General features: G+C 66.8%; 12 protein-coding genes. All 12 read right to left on the bottom strand.

From position 1 onward, the window contains the following. Position 1 precedes the first annotated feature (1 nt). The gene (locus HMPREF9710_RS12870; RefSeq protein WP_005666968.1) at positions 2 to 967 is read right to left on the bottom strand and encodes a VOC family protein; all 966 of its coding nucleotides are present in this window, start codon (positions 965 to 967) and stop codon (positions 2 to 4) included. Then, a complete protein-coding gene (locus HMPREF9710_RS12865; RefSeq protein ID WP_005666967.1) occupies positions 960 to 3,416 on the bottom strand; it encodes an efflux RND transporter permease subunit in 2,457 nt (818 codons plus the stop codon). The genes HMPREF9710_RS12870 and HMPREF9710_RS12865 overlap by 8 nt, the downstream gene beginning before the upstream one ends. A 1-nt stretch (position 3,417) precedes the next feature. Next, on the bottom strand, positions 3,418 to 4,575 hold the full coding sequence (locus HMPREF9710_RS12860; RefSeq protein WP_005666965.1) for a WD40/YVTN/BNR-like repeat-containing protein: 1,158 nt from the start codon (positions 4,573 to 4,575) through the stop codon (positions 3,418 to 3,420). A gap of 95 nt (positions 4,576 to 4,670) precedes the next feature. Continuing rightward, on the bottom strand, positions 4,671 to 6,035 hold the full coding sequence (locus HMPREF9710_RS12855; RefSeq protein WP_005666963.1) for a DUF1329 domain-containing protein: 1,365 nt from the start codon (positions 6,033 to 6,035) through the stop codon (positions 4,671 to 4,673). Positions 6,036 to 6,058: 23 nt separating this feature from the next. Then, positions 6,059 to 7,738: a DUF1302 domain-containing protein gene (locus HMPREF9710_RS12850; RefSeq protein WP_005666961.1), complete on the bottom strand. Its 1,680-nt coding sequence runs from the start codon at positions 7,736 to 7,738 to the stop codon at positions 6,059 to 6,061. 168 nt (positions 7,739 to 7,906) lie between these two features. Beyond that, positions 7,907 to 8,758 (bottom strand): SDR family oxidoreductase, encoded by an 852-nt coding sequence (locus tag HMPREF9710_RS12845; RefSeq protein ID WP_005666960.1) that lies wholly within the window; start codon positions 8,756 to 8,758, stop codon positions 7,907 to 7,909. 77 nt (positions 8,759 to 8,835) lie between these two features. Next, positions 8,836 to 10,008, bottom strand: a complete 1,173-nt coding sequence (locus HMPREF9710_RS12840) for a thiolase family protein (protein ID WP_005666958.1) — start codon at positions 10,006 to 10,008, stop codon at positions 8,836 to 8,838. Continuing rightward, on the bottom strand, positions 10,005 to 10,910 hold the full coding sequence (locus HMPREF9710_RS12835; protein WP_005666956.1) for a 3-hydroxyacyl-CoA dehydrogenase: 906 nt from the start codon (positions 10,908 to 10,910) through the stop codon (positions 10,005 to 10,007). The genes HMPREF9710_RS12840 and HMPREF9710_RS12835 overlap by 4 nt, the downstream gene beginning before the upstream one ends. A 10-nt stretch (positions 10,911 to 10,920) precedes the next feature. Beyond that, positions 10,921 to 11,793: a fumarylacetoacetate hydrolase family protein gene (locus HMPREF9710_RS12830; protein ID WP_005666954.1), complete on the bottom strand. Its 873-nt coding sequence runs from the start codon at positions 11,791 to 11,793 to the stop codon at positions 10,921 to 10,923. Next, entirely contained in the window at positions 11,790 to 12,884 is a 1,095-nt protein-coding gene (locus HMPREF9710_RS12825) for an amidohydrolase family protein (protein WP_005666952.1), read from the bottom strand. Before HMPREF9710_RS12825 ends, HMPREF9710_RS12830 begins: the two co-directional genes overlap by 4 nt. A gap of 177 nt (positions 12,885 to 13,061) precedes the next feature. Next, positions 13,062 to 13,754 (bottom strand): TetR/AcrR family transcriptional regulator, encoded by a 693-nt coding sequence (locus HMPREF9710_RS12820; RefSeq protein WP_005666950.1) that lies wholly within the window; start codon positions 13,752 to 13,754, stop codon positions 13,062 to 13,064. A 39-nt stretch (positions 13,755 to 13,793) separates the two neighbouring features. Continuing rightward, on the bottom strand, positions 13,794 to 14,594 hold the full coding sequence (locus HMPREF9710_RS12815; protein WP_040776565.1) for an SDR family NAD(P)-dependent oxidoreductase: 801 nt from the start codon (positions 14,592 to 14,594) through the stop codon (positions 13,794 to 13,796). Positions 14,595 to 14,665 lie beyond the last annotated feature (71 nt).

Raw genomic sequence — 14,665 nt, 5'->3', positions numbered from 1 at the left:
GTCAGGCTTCCTCGAACTCGATGAGCTGCCCGCGCAGCTCGGATGCGTCGATCCGGATCAGCGGCTTGCCATCGGCCGATTCCGACTCCTCGACCCAGGTGAATCTGGTGCCGCGTTCGCGCAGGTCCTCGGCCTTGGCCGCCAGGTTATTCACCGCGATGCGGATGTAATACAGGCCCGGGCCCCAGTTGTTCAGGTAATGCGCCGCCGGGGTGTTCCAGGCGGTCGGCTGGATTACGTGCAGCGCCGCGCTGTTGGCCACCGTGAACGGCATGATGGCGCGGCGCTGGCCTTCGCGGCCGAGCAGTTCCACCCCGCCCTGCGGTTCCCAGTCGAGGTTCTTCGAGCAGCAGCGCAGCGTGTGGTCGAGGTCGCGCACCAGGAAGGCGCGGGAGCTGACGCGCACCATGTCGCCCGGACGCGGATCGCGCGGCTGGGCCGGCGTTGCAGCGAAGGTTTCCGGCGGCATCTGCAGCGGCTCGGTCGGCATCACTTCGATGCACAGGCCGCCGTCCACTTCCGGGGAGTAGCGCGGCCGCTCGGGGGTGGCGCCGAGCCACAGGCGGTCAAAGGGCATCTCCGGCGTGCGCTGCGCCATGCGGAAGGCCAGGCCGCGGCGCATCAGCTTGTCGACGAAGGCATCGAACTGCGGCCCTTGCAGCGCCAGCACGACCGAATGGGTCAGCATCGGGCGATGCCGTCCCTGGTAGTCCTTGAGGCTCTCGAGGAACTCGTGGAACATCGGGTCGCCCGGGTTCTCGTAGTCCAGGTGCCATTGCGGCTCCAGGCGCGTCGGCGACACGGCCAGCGACTTGTGCACGCGCAGGAAGTGCGCGATGTACGGGTGGTTGTCGAAGGCCTGGCGCCAGTTCGGGTGGCTGTGCACGCCGAGCTTCTTCACCAGCAGTTCGGTCATGCCGTCCGGGTCGGGCAGCATCATGTCGGCTGACAGCAGCAGGTCAAACATAGTTCTTCTCCAGTGTTGGGGTCAGGCGCGCATCTTCACGTGCGCTTTTTGGATTGAGCAGGAAGTACGACAGGGCCGGCGTCAGCATCAGCGCCCCCAGCATGTTCCAAAGGAACATGAAGGTCAGCAGGATGCCCATGTCGGCCTGGAATTTGATGGGCGACCAGGCCCAGGTGACGACGCCGGCGGCCATCGTCAGGCCGACCAGGGCCACCACCTTGCCGGTGAAATCGAGCGAGCGGCGGTAGGCCGCGCGCAGGCTGTCGCCGCGGCGCTGGCAGGCCACCTGCACGGACAGCAGGTAGAGCGCGTAATCGACGCCCACCCCGACGCCGACCGCGATCACCGGCAGGGTCGCGACCTTCAGGCCGATCCCGAGCCAGACCATCAGCGCCTTGCACAGGATGGTCGTAATGACCAGCGGGATCAGGGCGACGATGGTGGCGCGCACGCTGCGGAAGGTCACCAGGCACAGCAGTGCGGTCGAGCCGTACACCGCCAGGTACATCGTGATGATGCTCTTGCCCACCTCGATGTTGGTGGCGGCCTCGATGCCGGCGCTGCCGGCGGCCAGCAGGAACTCGACAGGTTCCTTGGCGCCGGGCGCGGTGTTGTTGAGCTGCGCATAGCCTTCGGCGGTCCTCAGAATGCGGGCCACGGTGTCGGCCTTGTGGTCGGCCAGGTAGGCCACCAGCGGCGATACCGAGCAGCTCTGGTTGGTGATGTCGGGCGTGGCGATGGCGGCGGCCGACATCGCGCCGTCGGTGATCGACTGGTTGCGGCTGATCGTCAGCCACTTGCCGCTGCCCTCGGTCATGGCGGCGGTGGTGAAACGCACCGTCTCGGCCAGCGAAGTCGTGGTCTGCACCGCCGGGTCGGCGCGCAGCAGCTGGGCCAGGCCGTCCATCCGGTTCAGCGCCGACACCAGCCGGCAGCCTTCGTCGGCGGTCTTCATGATGACGACGAACTGGTCGCTCGACAGGCCGTAGTGCTGGGTGATGTAGGCGTTGTCGCGGTTGTAGCGCGAATCCGGGCGCAGCTCGGGCGCGCCGGCGTCGAGGTCGCCGATGCGCAGGTCCTGCATCACCACCGCCGACACCGCCGTCACGGCGAGCGCCACGCCGATCGTCGGAATCGCCCAGCGCCGTTCGGTCAGGCGGTCCAGGCGCGCCCATACCCTTCCCAGCACCGAACGGCCCTGGGCCATTTCCTGGTCTTCCTCGAGCGCGCGCTGGGCCGCCTTCGGGCTGATGCCGATGTAGGACAGCGCCACCGGGATCAGGAACAGCTTGGTGAACACCAGCACCGACACGCCCATGCTGGTGGTGATCGCCAGGTCGCGGATCACCGGGATGTCGATGATGATCAGCACCGCGAAGCCGACGATGTTGGCCAGCAGGGCCGTCACGCCGGCGACGAACAGGCGGCGGAAGGTGTAGCGCGCCGCCACGTAGCGGTGGGTGCCGCGGCCGATGTCCTGGATGATACCGTTCATCTTCTGGGCGCCGTGCGACAGGCCGATGGCGAAGATCAGGAAGGGCACCAGGATCGAATAAGGATCGAGTTCGTAGCCGAGCAGCTGCATCAGCCCCAGCAGCCAGACCACGCCGAGGACGGCCGCGCTCACCAGCAGCGCGGTGCTGCGCAGGCAGCGCGTGTACAGGTAGACGAACACGGTGGCGATCGCCACCGACACGGCGAAGAACAGCATCACCGACTTCAGGCCTTCGATCAGGTCGCCGACGATCTTGGCGAAGCCGACGATGTGGATGCCGACCTTGTCGCTCTCGTAGCTGCGGATCTTCTGTTCCAGCTGCTGGGAAAAAGCGCCGTAGTCGAGCGCTTCCCCGGTTTTCGGGTCGGTGTCGAGCATCGGCGCGACGATCATGCTCGACTTCATGTCAAGCGCCACCAGGCGGCCGATGATGCCGGCCTTGGCGACGTTCTCGCGCAGCTTGGCCAGTTCGGCCGGGCTGCCGTCGAACTGGGCCGGCATCACCGCGCCGCCGGTGATGCCGTCCTCGGTCACCTCGCGCCAGCGCACGATCGGCATCCAGATCGACTTCATCCAGGAGCGGTCGACGCCCGGGATCATGTACAGGTCGTCGTTCACCTTGCGCATGACCTCGAGGAAGGCCGGGTCGTAGATGTCGCCGGTCTTGTTCTCGACCACGATGCGCACCGTGTTGCCGAGGCCCGGAAGCTGGTCCTTGTAGGCCAGGTAGTTCTGGATGTAGGGGCTGCCGAGCGGGATCATGCGCTCGAAGTTGGCGTTGACCTTGATCCGCGTCGCCGAGTAGCCGAGGAACAGGGTCGCCAGCAGGCAGGCTAGCAGCACCAGGATGCGGTTGTTGAAGATGACCCGCTCGAGCAGGTTGCCCGAGCGGCGGTCGAAGGATTGCAGGTCCCGGATCACGGGCATGCGCGGCTGTTCGCTGTGGGCGGCCATGTCAGTTCTTCCCCATTCTTGCGGCATCGGCGCCGCAGCCCGGCAGCTTCGCTAACCGTGCACCGCCGGTGCCGGCCAGGGCGACCTGCCCGGTTCCAGCGGGCGCGGCGCCGAATATTTCGCCATTGCGGGCTACCTGCGCATCGGCAGTGGCGCCGCCGCGGTGGATCAGGACCTGGCCGGCCTGGGTCACGAAGGCCAGTTCGCCGGGTGCGCAGGCAAACGCGCCCACGACGGTTGCCTGGGTGCCCAGCGCCAGCGGCTTCCAGGCCGTCCCGCCGTCGGCGCTGAGGTAGGCGTTGCCGCGCAGGCCGAAGGCGACCAGCCCGGCCTCGTTCGAGGCCAGGCCGAACCAGGTGCCGCCGTAAGGCGTCGCGACCTCGACGAAGCGGCCCGCGGCGCGGTCGAGCCTGCGCAGCAGGCCCTGTTCGCCGGCCAGGTACAGCTTGCCGTCGGCGGTCTGCTCGAGGGCATACAGGTGCATGCGGCGGTCGTTCCCGGCCTTTTCCAGCCAGGGTTCCCAGGTCTTGCCGCCGTCGCCGGTGCGCAGCAGCAGCCCGAAGGCGCCTGCCACGAAGCCTTCGCCGTCGGCGCCGATGCGAATGTCGAGGAAGGGGTAAGGCAGCACGCCGGGCGTCGCCGACAGCGCCGCCGCGCGCGCGACTTCGTCGACGATCGCGGCGGCGTCCGCGACACCCATCGCGACCTGGGCGCGATAGTGCTTGTCCAGCACGGCGAGCAGGGTGCGTCCATCAAGGACCCGGGTCCAGGTCTGGCCGGCATCCAGGCTGCGCAGGACCACGCCGTCATGCCCTACCGCCCAAGCCAGTTTTGGACCGCTGAACCGTACGTTCGTCAGATCCGAGGAGACCGGCACGACGGCCTGCTTCCAGGTCTTGCCGGCATCTTGCGACACCAGGATGGTTCCGTGTACGCCCACCGAAATCGCGCTGTCGCCCTGGACTGCGATGCCGGTCATGGGCCGCTTGAATGCGGCCGCCGAGCGCTCGGCCGGCCTGTCCAGGACTTCCGCCCTGGCGGGAAGCGCGGCGCCAAGGACGGCAGCGCAAAGGATCGCCGCGCGGGTCGTCATCGACGCGCGGCACGGCGCCGGGGCGTGGCGCCCCGGGCCGTAGGAAAAGAGTTTGAAGCTGTTCACCGGAGACTCCGTGGTCGTGCATGTATCTAGACGGCTGCCGCGCCGCCGCTGCAGCCTGCAGGCGGCGGGCAGCACTCGCGGAAAACGGCGCTATATCAGCGCGCGGTTTCCTTCGCCACGATGGTCTCCGGGTTCAGGTCGCGGTTCGAGCGCGGCTTGGTCACCACGGCATAGCCGCCGACCAGGCCGTCGTTGACCAGCGCATACATGCCCTTGTTGAAGTCGAAGATCACGTTCTTCACGGTGTACGGCGCATCGACGTCGTACAGCTGGATCATCGAGTTGAAGATCGAGCGGTACAGCTGGCCGCTGCGGTCGTAGGCGTCGTACAGCATGGCGCCGTAGCTGTCTTCATCGATGTAATAGGTACGCTTGGCGTAGGCGTGGCGGAAGCCCTGCTTCAGGGTCGCCTCGACCACCCACATGCGGTGCAGCTCCCAGCGCCAGCAGGCCGGGTTCGGGTACTTTTCCTTGAACTGCTCCTCGACGCCGCAGCCGAAGTACAGCTTGTAGGCGTTGTAAGGCACGTACATTTCCTTCTTGCCGACCAGCTTGAAGTCGAAGCGGTCCATCTGGCCCGAGAATACGAACAGCTCGTCGAACAGCGTGACGCCGCCCATGCTGGCCACCGGGGTATCGTAGGAGAACTCGGGCGCGAGCTTGATGCGGCGCTGGCCCGGCGCATAACTCCAGGCGCGGCGCGGCTTCTGGGTCGGGTCGAGGAAGTCCATCAGGCCGGTGACTTCGCCCGCCTTGCGGATCGGCGCGCTGGTGACCGAGTAGGTGCGCCAGTACATCTGCTCGTCGCGGCCATCCAGGTCCTCGTGGTAGTACGGCGTTTCCTCGAAGGTCTGCTGCTGCGAGGTCATGACGGCCTTGCCGCTGGCGTCGACCACCCACGAGCGCGAGGACCGGGTGGTGGTGTCGGCCTTGTAGCGCAGCTGCTGGTTCCACATCATCTCGTTGCCGGTCTTCGCGATCGGGAACGGGATGCCGCCGCGGCAGGCCTGGTCCACCGCCAGGCCGCCCTTGGCGGTCTTGCAGCTGGTCGCATTGCGCACCGTCTTGGCCAGCACGCGCTCCGGCACCGCGGCGGTGCGATGGGTCGGGTACACGTCCATGTAGAAGCCCGAATGCTTCTTGAACAGCTCCTTCTGGCCGTCGGACAGCTTGTCGGCATGCTGCTGGTAGTTCCTGGCGTCGATGCGCAGGACAGGCGCCTCGTCCTTGAACGGGTCGGCCCAGACGCCGCTGCCCGCCTTGAAGCCGGCCGGCGCCTTCTGCAGGCCGCCGGTATAGGCCGGGATGGTGCCTTCCTTGTTGCCGGCCTTGACGGCGCCGAGCTGGGTCAGCGTGCTGCCGAGCTGCTTGGCCTCGTCGGGGGTGACCTGGGCCTGCGCGCCGCTGGCCAGGCCTGCCAGCCCTGCCAGCGAGCCGATGATGAGTCGCTTGATGTTCATGTCGAGTCTCCTGTTTGCGGCGCTTAGAATGCCGTCTTGAAGGTAAAGGACAGCCAGCCGCGGTCGATGACGCCGACCGACGAATTGCTGTGGGCCGCGCCCCCGGTGATCCGTCCGTTCAGCTCCCGGACGGGCAGCTTGCGGTCGGCATAGAGGAGCGAGAATTCATACTTCGATGCGTAGGTGGCGGTGGCGCCGATCGACCAGCGCAGCTCGCCTTCGGTGCCGCCGCCGGAGGACGGGGCGTTGCCCGAGATCCCGTAGGTGGCGCTCACCGGCACGGACAGGTCCCACGAAGGCAGCACATTCAGGTACTGCGGGGTGAAGCGCAAGGCCATCAGCCATGCGTCCTTGGTCGAGCAGCCGTCATCCTTGGTGCCCGAGCGGGCCACGCTGGTGCGCGAATCCACGCAGCTCGCCGCCCCCACCGAACGGTACAGCGCCGGGTTGGTGGTGACCTCATCGAGACGGTTATAGGCCAGTTCAGCGACCAGGGTGCCGGTCGCCCACAGCGGTGTCGCCGGCAGCATGTAGATGCCATTGACGACCGCGTGCCAGGTATCGCCGCGCGCGCCGGTCGGCGTCGTGATCGAGGACGGCGTATTCAGGGCGCCGTTTTTGCGATACGACAGTTCCGCGCCGACCGCCACGGTTTTGATCACGCGGCTGAAGCTCAGGCTGTACTGATCAATCTTGTCCGGGTACACGAAACGTGCCTGGGTCGGCAGCGGGCCGCTGAAGTTCAGCAGCTGCACGCCCAACTCCGGCGAGTAGTCGTCGAAGCGGCGATAGTAGGCGCCGAAGCTCGATTCGATCGCCTCGACGTTCAGGCGCGCACCGACGCCCCAGTTGCCGTGGTCGCCCGGCTTGCGCGCCTCGATCATCTGCGCCGCCACGCCCGGGATCGGGAACACCAGGTAATCCGACGAGGGTGCGGTATCGGCGCCCATCAGATAGGTGCCGGCATGCGGGACCCGGGTCGGCTTCCACTCGTAATAGTACTGGCCGACCAGGGTCAGATTGTCGGTCACCTGGGCGCTCAGCGCCACCTGGCCGATCGGCAGGAACACTTCCTTGGTCTCGACGCCCGGATTGATCGCGGCCTTGACGCCGTCCACCGGAGACTGGGCATAGGAAATCGCATGGGCGCCGAGCAGCAGCCCTTCACCCCAGACATTGGTCTGGCGGCCGACCTTGATGTTCAGCGGCACCGGCCCCAGGTCGACATTGCCCCACACGAAGGCGTCGAGGATCTCGCCGGACGGCCCGTTCACGTAGCGCTTCACCTCATTGTTGTACCTGCCGTTGCGGTAAGCGGTCAAGAGGCCGGCGGGCGAACGCACCTCGTGGTCGTCATATGCTTCGTCGTACCAGCCGGCGGCCGACACCCGCGCGCCGATCTTGTTGCGCCAGCTGACGTCGAACTCGGTCAGCACGTCGACGCGGTTGGTCACCATGTCGTGCTTGTCGAACTTCGAATCGCCCTCGTCGTAGATGTAGTTGCGCAGCAGGCGGCTATCCTGCCCTTCCATGCGGACGCCGCCGGTGTAGCGGATCGTGGCGTCGAGCCGCATCTTGATATCGGGATTGGCGACGATGATTTCGGCTGCCGACGCCGGGACGGCGCAGGCAAGTGCGGCGGCTGCCGCGATGGACCGCACCGCGTGACAGGTGTGGCGATGCATACCGCTTGCTTGGTTCATGGACCTGTCTCCTGTTATAGCGGTTGAACCGCTTTTATTGAATCGTTCAGCACTGCCAGATTGTCATTCCAGTGAACCGTGCTGCTCGACTGTCTTCGGCCCAACGGAAACGAGACGCGTGATGCAAATTGATTGTAGCGCGATTAATCGCGGAATTCTACTATTCGATTAGGATTCTGTATCTAGAATCACGCGATTCTTGGCCATTTCGGCGAATTCGCGCTTGAGCGTCGGGTAGTAGGCGATCTGCCCCTGCAGGCCGCCCGAGATGTCGATCGATGCGGCGCTGATGAAGGAGGCGTAGTCGCTGGCCAGGAACAGCGCCATGCCGGCCACGTCCTCCGGCTTGCCGAAGCGTCCCAGCGGCACCACCTTCAGCGCCATGGCGTCGAACTCCGCGCGCGAGACGCCGGGTCCGACCTCGCCGTAGTGGCGGTCCCACTGGCCGGTATCGATCCATCCCATGTTGAGCGAGTTGACGAGGATGTTGTCCCTGGCGAGCGACATGCCGAGCGACTTGGACAGCGCCAGGCAGGCAGCGCGGTTGATGACCGAGGGGATGCCGTCCGGCGTCGGGATGGCGCCGGCCAGGGCGTTGATCTCGATGATCCGCCCCCAGCGCTGGCGGCGCATGTGCGGCACCACCGCCTGCACGAAGCGGAAATGCCCCATTTGCAGTATGTTCGCGTGCTCGAGGATCTGTTCCGGCGTGAGCGTGTCGAGGTTGCCCCCACGCCCCTGCCCCGCATTGTTGACCAGGACGTCGACGCCGCCCCAGGTCGCGGCGACTTCCTCGACGAAGGCCTTGACGCCAGCCGTATCGGTGACGTCCACCGCGCGCGCGATCACGGACTGCGCCCGGGTCGCCAGTTCGCGCCCGGTAGCCTCGATCGCTTCCAGGTTGCGGGCGCAGACGGCAACCCGCGCGCCCTCCGCCGCGAAGCTGCGCGCGATGGCCAAGCCGATGCCGCGCGAAGCACCGGTCACGATCACCCGCTTGCCGCTCAGGTCGATGTGCATTGCTGTCTCCTCGTTGTAGGTGCTGCTTCTTGCGGCGGCCGGTTCTATGCCGGCCTGCCGCACCGTGTCTGCCTGTGCTAGAGGCGCTCGATCAGCGTGGCCGTTCCCATGCCGCCGGCGCAGCAGATCGCCTGCAGGCCGTAGCGCGCGCCACGCCGTTCCAGCTCGTGCAGCAGCGAAGTCATGATCCGGGCTCCGCTGGCGCCCAGCGGATGGCCGAGCGCGATCGCCCCGCCGTTGACGTTGAGCTTGTCGTGCGCCACGCCCAGCTCCTGCGCCCACATCAGCGGCACCGGCGCGAAGGCTTCGTTCACTTCGAACAAATCGATGTCGTCGACGCCCAGCCCGGTCTTCTCCAGCACCTTGCGGGTGGCGGCCACCGGGCCGGTCAGCATCAGGGTCGGATCCGAGCCGACCGTCGTGAACGCGCGGATGCGCGCCCGCGGTTTCACCCGCAGGCGGTCCACCGCAGCGCCGGACATCAGCAGCAGGACTGCGGCGCCGTCCGAGATCTGGGACGAATTGCCGGCCGTGAGCTTTCCGTCGTCGCGGAAGCTGGCCTTGAGGGTGGCGAGCTTTTCGACATTGCTGCCCGGACGGATGGTTTCGTCGGCCCCGAAGCTGTCCGGCGCCGGCTCGGCATAGGCGGTGTCCTTCAGGCTTGCAACCGGCACCGCCACGATCTCGCGCTCGAACCACCCCGCGGCGGCGGCGGCGGCGGCGCGACGGTGGCTCTCGACGGCATAGGCGTCGAGCTGTTCCCGGCCCAGCCCCCACTTGTCGGCCACCCGCTCGGCCGCCTCGCCCTGGCTGGTCAGCTCATACCTGGCGGACGCCAGCGCGCCGAAGGCCTCGCCGTAGATTTCACGGTTGCCGCCCATGCGCACCCGGCTCATGTTCTCGGCGCCGCCCGCGACCACCACATCGGCGGCGCCGGCGGCGATCAGGCCGGCGGCCATGTGCACGGCCACCTCGCCCGAACCGCACTTGCGGTCGATCGTCAGGCCCGGGATCGCGGCCGGCCAGCCCGCGCCCAGCACCGCCGTGCGGGCGATGTTGGCCGACTGTTCGCCCACCTGGGTGACGCAGCCGAAGATGACGTCGTCCACCTCGGCGGCGTCGATGCCGGCGCGGGCGACCAGTTCGCCCAGCAGGTGGGCGCCCAGGTGGTCGGCGCGCACGCCGGCCAGGCTGCCCTTGTATTTACCGACCGGGGTACGGATCGCTTCGACGATGTAGATGTCGTTCATAGGTTGCTCGCCTTCAGGCCCGAACCCGGCACGCGCTGCCCGGCCGCGTCGTATTGGTACACCCCGTGCCCGGTCTTGCGGCCGTGGCGTCCGGCGGCGACCATCTTGATGATCAGCGGGCACGGGCGGAACTTCTCGCCCAGCGTCGAATGCAGGTAACGCAGCACCGACAGGCGGGTATCCCAACCGGTCAGGTCGCCCAGTTCCAGTGGGCCCATCGGATGGTTGAAGCCCATGCGCAGCGCGGTGTCGATGTCCTCGGCGCTGGCGGTGCCCTCCTGCAGCATCCACATCGCCTCGTTGCCGAGCATCGCCGACATGCGGCTGGTGGTCAGTCCCGGCGATTCGTTGACCAGGATCGAGGTCTTGCCGATGGCCTCGACCCATTCGCGCGTCAGCGCGACGGTGGCAGCATCGGTGGCGATGCCGAGCACCAGCTCGACCAACTTCATCTTGTGGACCGGATTGAAAAAGTGCATCCCGATCACCCGCTCCGGATGCGGCACCGATGCCGCGATCTCGGTCACCGACAGCGCCGAGGTGTTGGTCGCCAGCAGCGCACCGTCAAGCAGAAGCGGCACGGCCTCGGCCAGCACCGCCTTCTTGACCGCCAAGTTCTCGGACACGGTCTCCACCAGCAGGCTGGCCCCTGGCGCGCCTTCGGCCAGGGACGTGTGGATCGTCAGGCGCGCCTTGGCCGCCTCAGCCACGTCCGCCGCAAGCTTGCCGAGCTTGACGCCCCCGTCAAGGATCGCATGGATATTCTGGAGCGCCTTCTCCAGCGCCTGGCCATTGCTGTCGACCAGGCGGGTCGCGAAGCCGCTGCTGGCAAAAGCGTGCGCAATGCCGGTGCCCATCAGGCCGGCGCCGACCACCACCACGGATTGGTTCTTGTCGATCATGTTTGTCTCCTCATGCGCCGGGCCGGGGCCCGACGAGGTTGCAGATGGTGCCGATACCTTCGACGCTCGCTTCCACCACGTCGCCCGGCTCCAGGTACACGCCCGTGCCCTGCCCCACGCCCGCGGGCGAACCGGTGAACAGGATGTCGCCGGCGGCGAAGCTCGAACGGGCCTGGACAAAACGCACCAGCTGCGCCACATCCCAGGTCATTTCCGCCGTGCTGGCATCCTGGCGCACCTGGCCGTTGACCTTGAGCGTCAGGCGCAGCTGCGGACTGCCGGGCCCGAACTCGTCGCGTGTGACGATCCACGGACCGACCCCGGTGCTGCAATCCTGGCTCTTGGCCGCGAACAGGTCCATGCCGATGCCGGCCGGGCCGCTACGCTGCAAGTCGCGCGCCGAGACGTCGTTGCCGACCGCGTAACCCAGCACGGCGGCGAGCGGGTCGCCATCAACGATCGCGGCGTCACCGATGACCACGACCAGCTCGACTTCGTGATCGAGCTCCTTCGTCAGCGGCGGGTAGCGGATCGGATCGTTCGCGCCGATCAGGGCGCCATAGGCTTTCAGGAAAGCGATGGGTTGCGGCGGCGTCTTGAGTCCGAAGTCGGCCGCAAGGTGCTTGGCATAGTTGGCGCCGGCCACCACCACGCGGTTGACCGGTTCAACCGGCGGCAACAGGCGCACGCCGGCCAGTGACCGAGCCGGACCGTCGATCGGCAGCGCATCCTCGCCCGCCGCGGCGCGTCCGGCGGCAATCGCGCGGGTCAGTGCGGGGCCCCAGTCTGCAAACGCGCCGGCGATCGGGCGCACCAGCGCCGCCTCGCTGTCGACCAGCGCCCAGAACGGCGCACCGCCGTCGGTGCAGCGTGCGATCTTCATGCTGCCAACGCCGCTGGCTTGACCGGTTCGACCAGGGTGGCCGGATCGATGTGCAGCAGCTCGCAGGCATTCTTCCAGCGAATCTTCTGCAGGTCCTCGTCGGAAATGCGCAGGCCGTCGGTCAGGTCGTGGCGGACGGCGTCGCTGCCGCCGAAGTTGGAGCCGTACAGCACGCGGTCAGCGCCGATGATCTCGATCATCGCCTGGCGCATCGGCAGCTCGTGCAGCTCGACGTCGAAGTAGAAGTTCTTCAGGTAGTCGAGCACCGGCTTCTTGTTGTGCGCGACGTCCAGGTTGGGATTGGTCTGCGCCAGGCGCCCCAGCTGGTAAGGCACAAAGCCGCCGCCGTGGGTGATGTACACCTTGAGGTTCGGGAAGCGGTCGAACACGCCACCATTGATCATGTTCCAGAAGCACTTCGTCTCGTCGTAGTTCATGCCGACGATGGCGGTGGTTTCGTAGCGGTCGGTATTGGCATCTTCGCCCCAGGTCACCGACTGGTTATAGCCGTGCACGAACATCGGCAGGTCGAGGTCGCACAGTGCTTCCCAGACCGGATCCATCTCGGGCGAGTCGAATTCCAGGCCGCCGAAGTTGGCGCCGCCCGCAACCAGGCCCTTGGCGCCCAGCGTGGTGCAGGCGCGCCGGATTTCCTTGGCCGCCTCGATCGGCGCGTTGAGCGGCGCATGCGCCCAGGCCATCAGGCGGTTCGGGGCCGCCGAGCAGTATTCGGCCAGCACGTCGTTGACCTTGCGTGCGAAAGGCACGCCGAATTCGGGCTCGGCCCAGTACATGTAGCAGTGCGACGGCACCGACACCACCTGGGCGCTCTGCCCTGCAGCGTCCATGCCGGCCAGGCGGGTCTTCGGATCGGCCCAGCGCGCCAGGTACTGGTTGATGTCGAGGGTCTTGCCTTCGGCACGGGCCTTCTGCAGGGCCGCACGACGTTCGGGCGAGCCGAGCGACAGGATCCAGTGGCCGACGCGCAGCTTGATGTCGCCATCCGGGCGCTGTTCGAAGAACGGGCCCCAGTGCGGGTGCTGGTTGTAGTAATCGGGGTGGGGGGCGTGGGCGTGAAGGTCGATGAGCATGTGGTGTCTCCCTGTGACGATTGGTTATCCCGACAGCAGGCGCATTGGCAGGACACATCGGCCGGCCATCGGCACGGCCAACCCACAAGCAACACATGTCTCCATCCCGCGGCACTCGGTCGGTGCTTTTGCATCGGGACCTATATTGCCAAAGATAGACAGAAATGGCAAATGTGTTTAACTTTTATTTTTCGCGTCGTCGCGCGACTGGCACTCGACGATCGAATACAGGAAGGCGACAATGCGCTGCACCCCGTCTTCGGGACGCTTGTTGGGCACCACCAGCTCGCTCAGCACGCAGCGGATCAGGAGCTCGCAGATCAGTTCGCGGTCGGTGCGGATGCCCAAGCGCCGGTCCCAAGAATCGAACACGATGCGCATCAGGTCGTCGATACGCACCAGCGATTCGTTGAACAGGCGGCCGAACAGGCGCAGCGTGTACTCGGGCGCGGCGCGCAGGAGCAGGCGCGCCTGGCCATGCGCCGCATAGTCGTCGAGGTAGCGCACCAGCGCATGGAAGCGCGCGCCCGGCTCGGCATAGGGCGTCACCGCATCGGACATCGCCTGCTGGAACGAGGCCCGCTTGTGGCGTGCAAAGGCGTCAAGCAGCTCTTCCTGCGAGGCGAAATAGCGGTAGAAGGTGCCGCGCGAGACCCCGGCCAGCGCGCAGACATCGAGCACGGAGATGCGCTCCGATCCCTCGCGCAGCACCATCTCTTCGGTCGCCGCGAGGATCGACGCGATGGTGGTTTCGGCGCGGCGGTTTCGCCTGCCATCGGCGCTGGTGCTGGCGAGGTTGCTGGTGACGTTGCTGGTGACCTTGCTGGTACTGGTGATGTTGCTGACGCTGGCGCGCCTGACTGACTGCATGATTGGTGCTTTCCTGTGAATCGCCGCCCGTGGCGGCTTCTAAGTTTCCCGCACCGGCACGTTGGCCGGTCTCGAGTTGTAGCCGGGCAGGTGCAAGCCTCCGTCCACGTGGAAGGATTCCCCGGTCACGTAGCGCGACATGTCGCTGGACAGGAACACCACCACCGGCCCGATGTCCTCTTCCGGGTCGCCGCAGCGTCCGAGCGGACGCATGGCGGCCGCCCGTTCGGCGAATCCCGGGTTCTCGGCCGCCAGCTTGTGGAAGGTGGCCCCCATCGCGGTCGGCGCGATCGCATTGACGGTGATGTTGAAGCGCCCCCACTCGGCCGCCGCGCTGCGGGTCAAGCCGACGATGCCGGCCTTGCCGGTGTTGTAGTCGGCATGCAGCCAGGCGCCCAGCTCGACGTCGATCGAATAGAAGTTGACGATCTTGCCGCCGCCGCGCGCGCGCATGTGCGGCAGGGCCGCGCGCATCGCCCACCAGGCCGCCTTGATGGTCGAGGTCAAGGTCTGGTCGAGCATCTCGTCGGTCTTGTCCTCGAGGAGGATGTTCGGGGTCGGCACGAAGGCGTTGTTGACCAGGATGTCGAGGCCGCCGAAACGCGCCACCGCCGCGTCAATCGCGGCCAGCACCGATTCCTTGCGCAGCACGTCGGTGTGCACGAACAGCGCCCGTCCGCCCAGCTCCTCGACCTCGCGCGCCACCTGGGCGCCGCTGTCGCGGTCGATCTCGGCAATCACCACCGCGGCGCCTTCGCGCGCGAAGCGGCGTGCCACGCCGCGCCCGATGCCGCCGCCGGCACCGGTAATCAAAGCCACCTTGTCATTCAACAGTCCCACGCTAGTCTCCTCGTTATCGAACATATGCCCACATAGGTTCTTATACAGATTTTCTGTTATTGTACACATTA

The organism is Massilia timonae CCUG 45783 (genome assembly GCF_000315425.1).
Lineage (GTDB): Bacteria > Pseudomonadota > Gammaproteobacteria > Burkholderiales > Burkholderiaceae_D > Telluria > Telluria timonae.
The sequence above is the reverse complement of the archived record's forward strand: the minus strand, read 5'-3'. Positions and strand labels throughout refer to the sequence as shown.

What these genes read in the sequence shown, in the direction of transcription:
- HMPREF9710_RS12870 (WP_005666968.1), bottom strand. Translation starts at nt 967, where the DNA reads ATGTTTGACCTGCTGCTGTCAGCCGACATGATGCTGCCCGACCCGGAC.
- HMPREF9710_RS12845 (WP_005666960.1), bottom strand. Translation starts at nt 8,758, where the DNA reads ATGCACATCGACCTGAGCGGCAAGCGGGTGATCGTGACCGGTGCTTCG.
- HMPREF9710_RS12855 (WP_005666963.1), bottom strand. Translation starts at nt 6,035, where the DNA reads ATGAACATCAAGCGACTCATCATCGGCTCGCTGGCAGGGCTGGCAGGC.
- HMPREF9710_RS12835 (WP_005666956.1), bottom strand. Translation starts at nt 10,910, where the DNA reads ATGATCGACAAGAACCAATCCGTGGTGGTGGTCGGCGCCGGCCTGATG.
- HMPREF9710_RS12830 (WP_005666954.1), bottom strand. Translation starts at nt 11,793, where the DNA reads ATGAAGATCGCACGCTGCACCGACGGCGGTGCGCCGTTCTGGGCGCTG.
- HMPREF9710_RS12865 (WP_005666967.1), bottom strand. Translation starts at nt 3,416, where the DNA reads ATGGCCGCCCACAGCGAACAGCCGCGCATGCCCGTGATCCGGGACCTG.
- HMPREF9710_RS12825 (WP_005666952.1), bottom strand. Translation starts at nt 12,884, where the DNA reads ATGCTCATCGACCTTCACGCCCACGCCCCCCACCCCGATTACTACAAC.
- HMPREF9710_RS12820 (WP_005666950.1), bottom strand. Translation starts at nt 13,754, where the DNA reads ATGCAGTCAGTCAGGCGCGCCAGCGTCAGCAACATCACCAGTACCAGC.
- HMPREF9710_RS12850 (WP_005666961.1), bottom strand. Translation starts at nt 7,738, where the DNA reads ATGAACCAAGCAAGCGGTATGCATCGCCACACCTGTCACGCGGTGCGG.
- HMPREF9710_RS12840 (WP_005666958.1), bottom strand. Translation starts at nt 10,008, where the DNA reads ATGAACGACATCTACATCGTCGAAGCGATCCGTACCCCGGTCGGTAAA.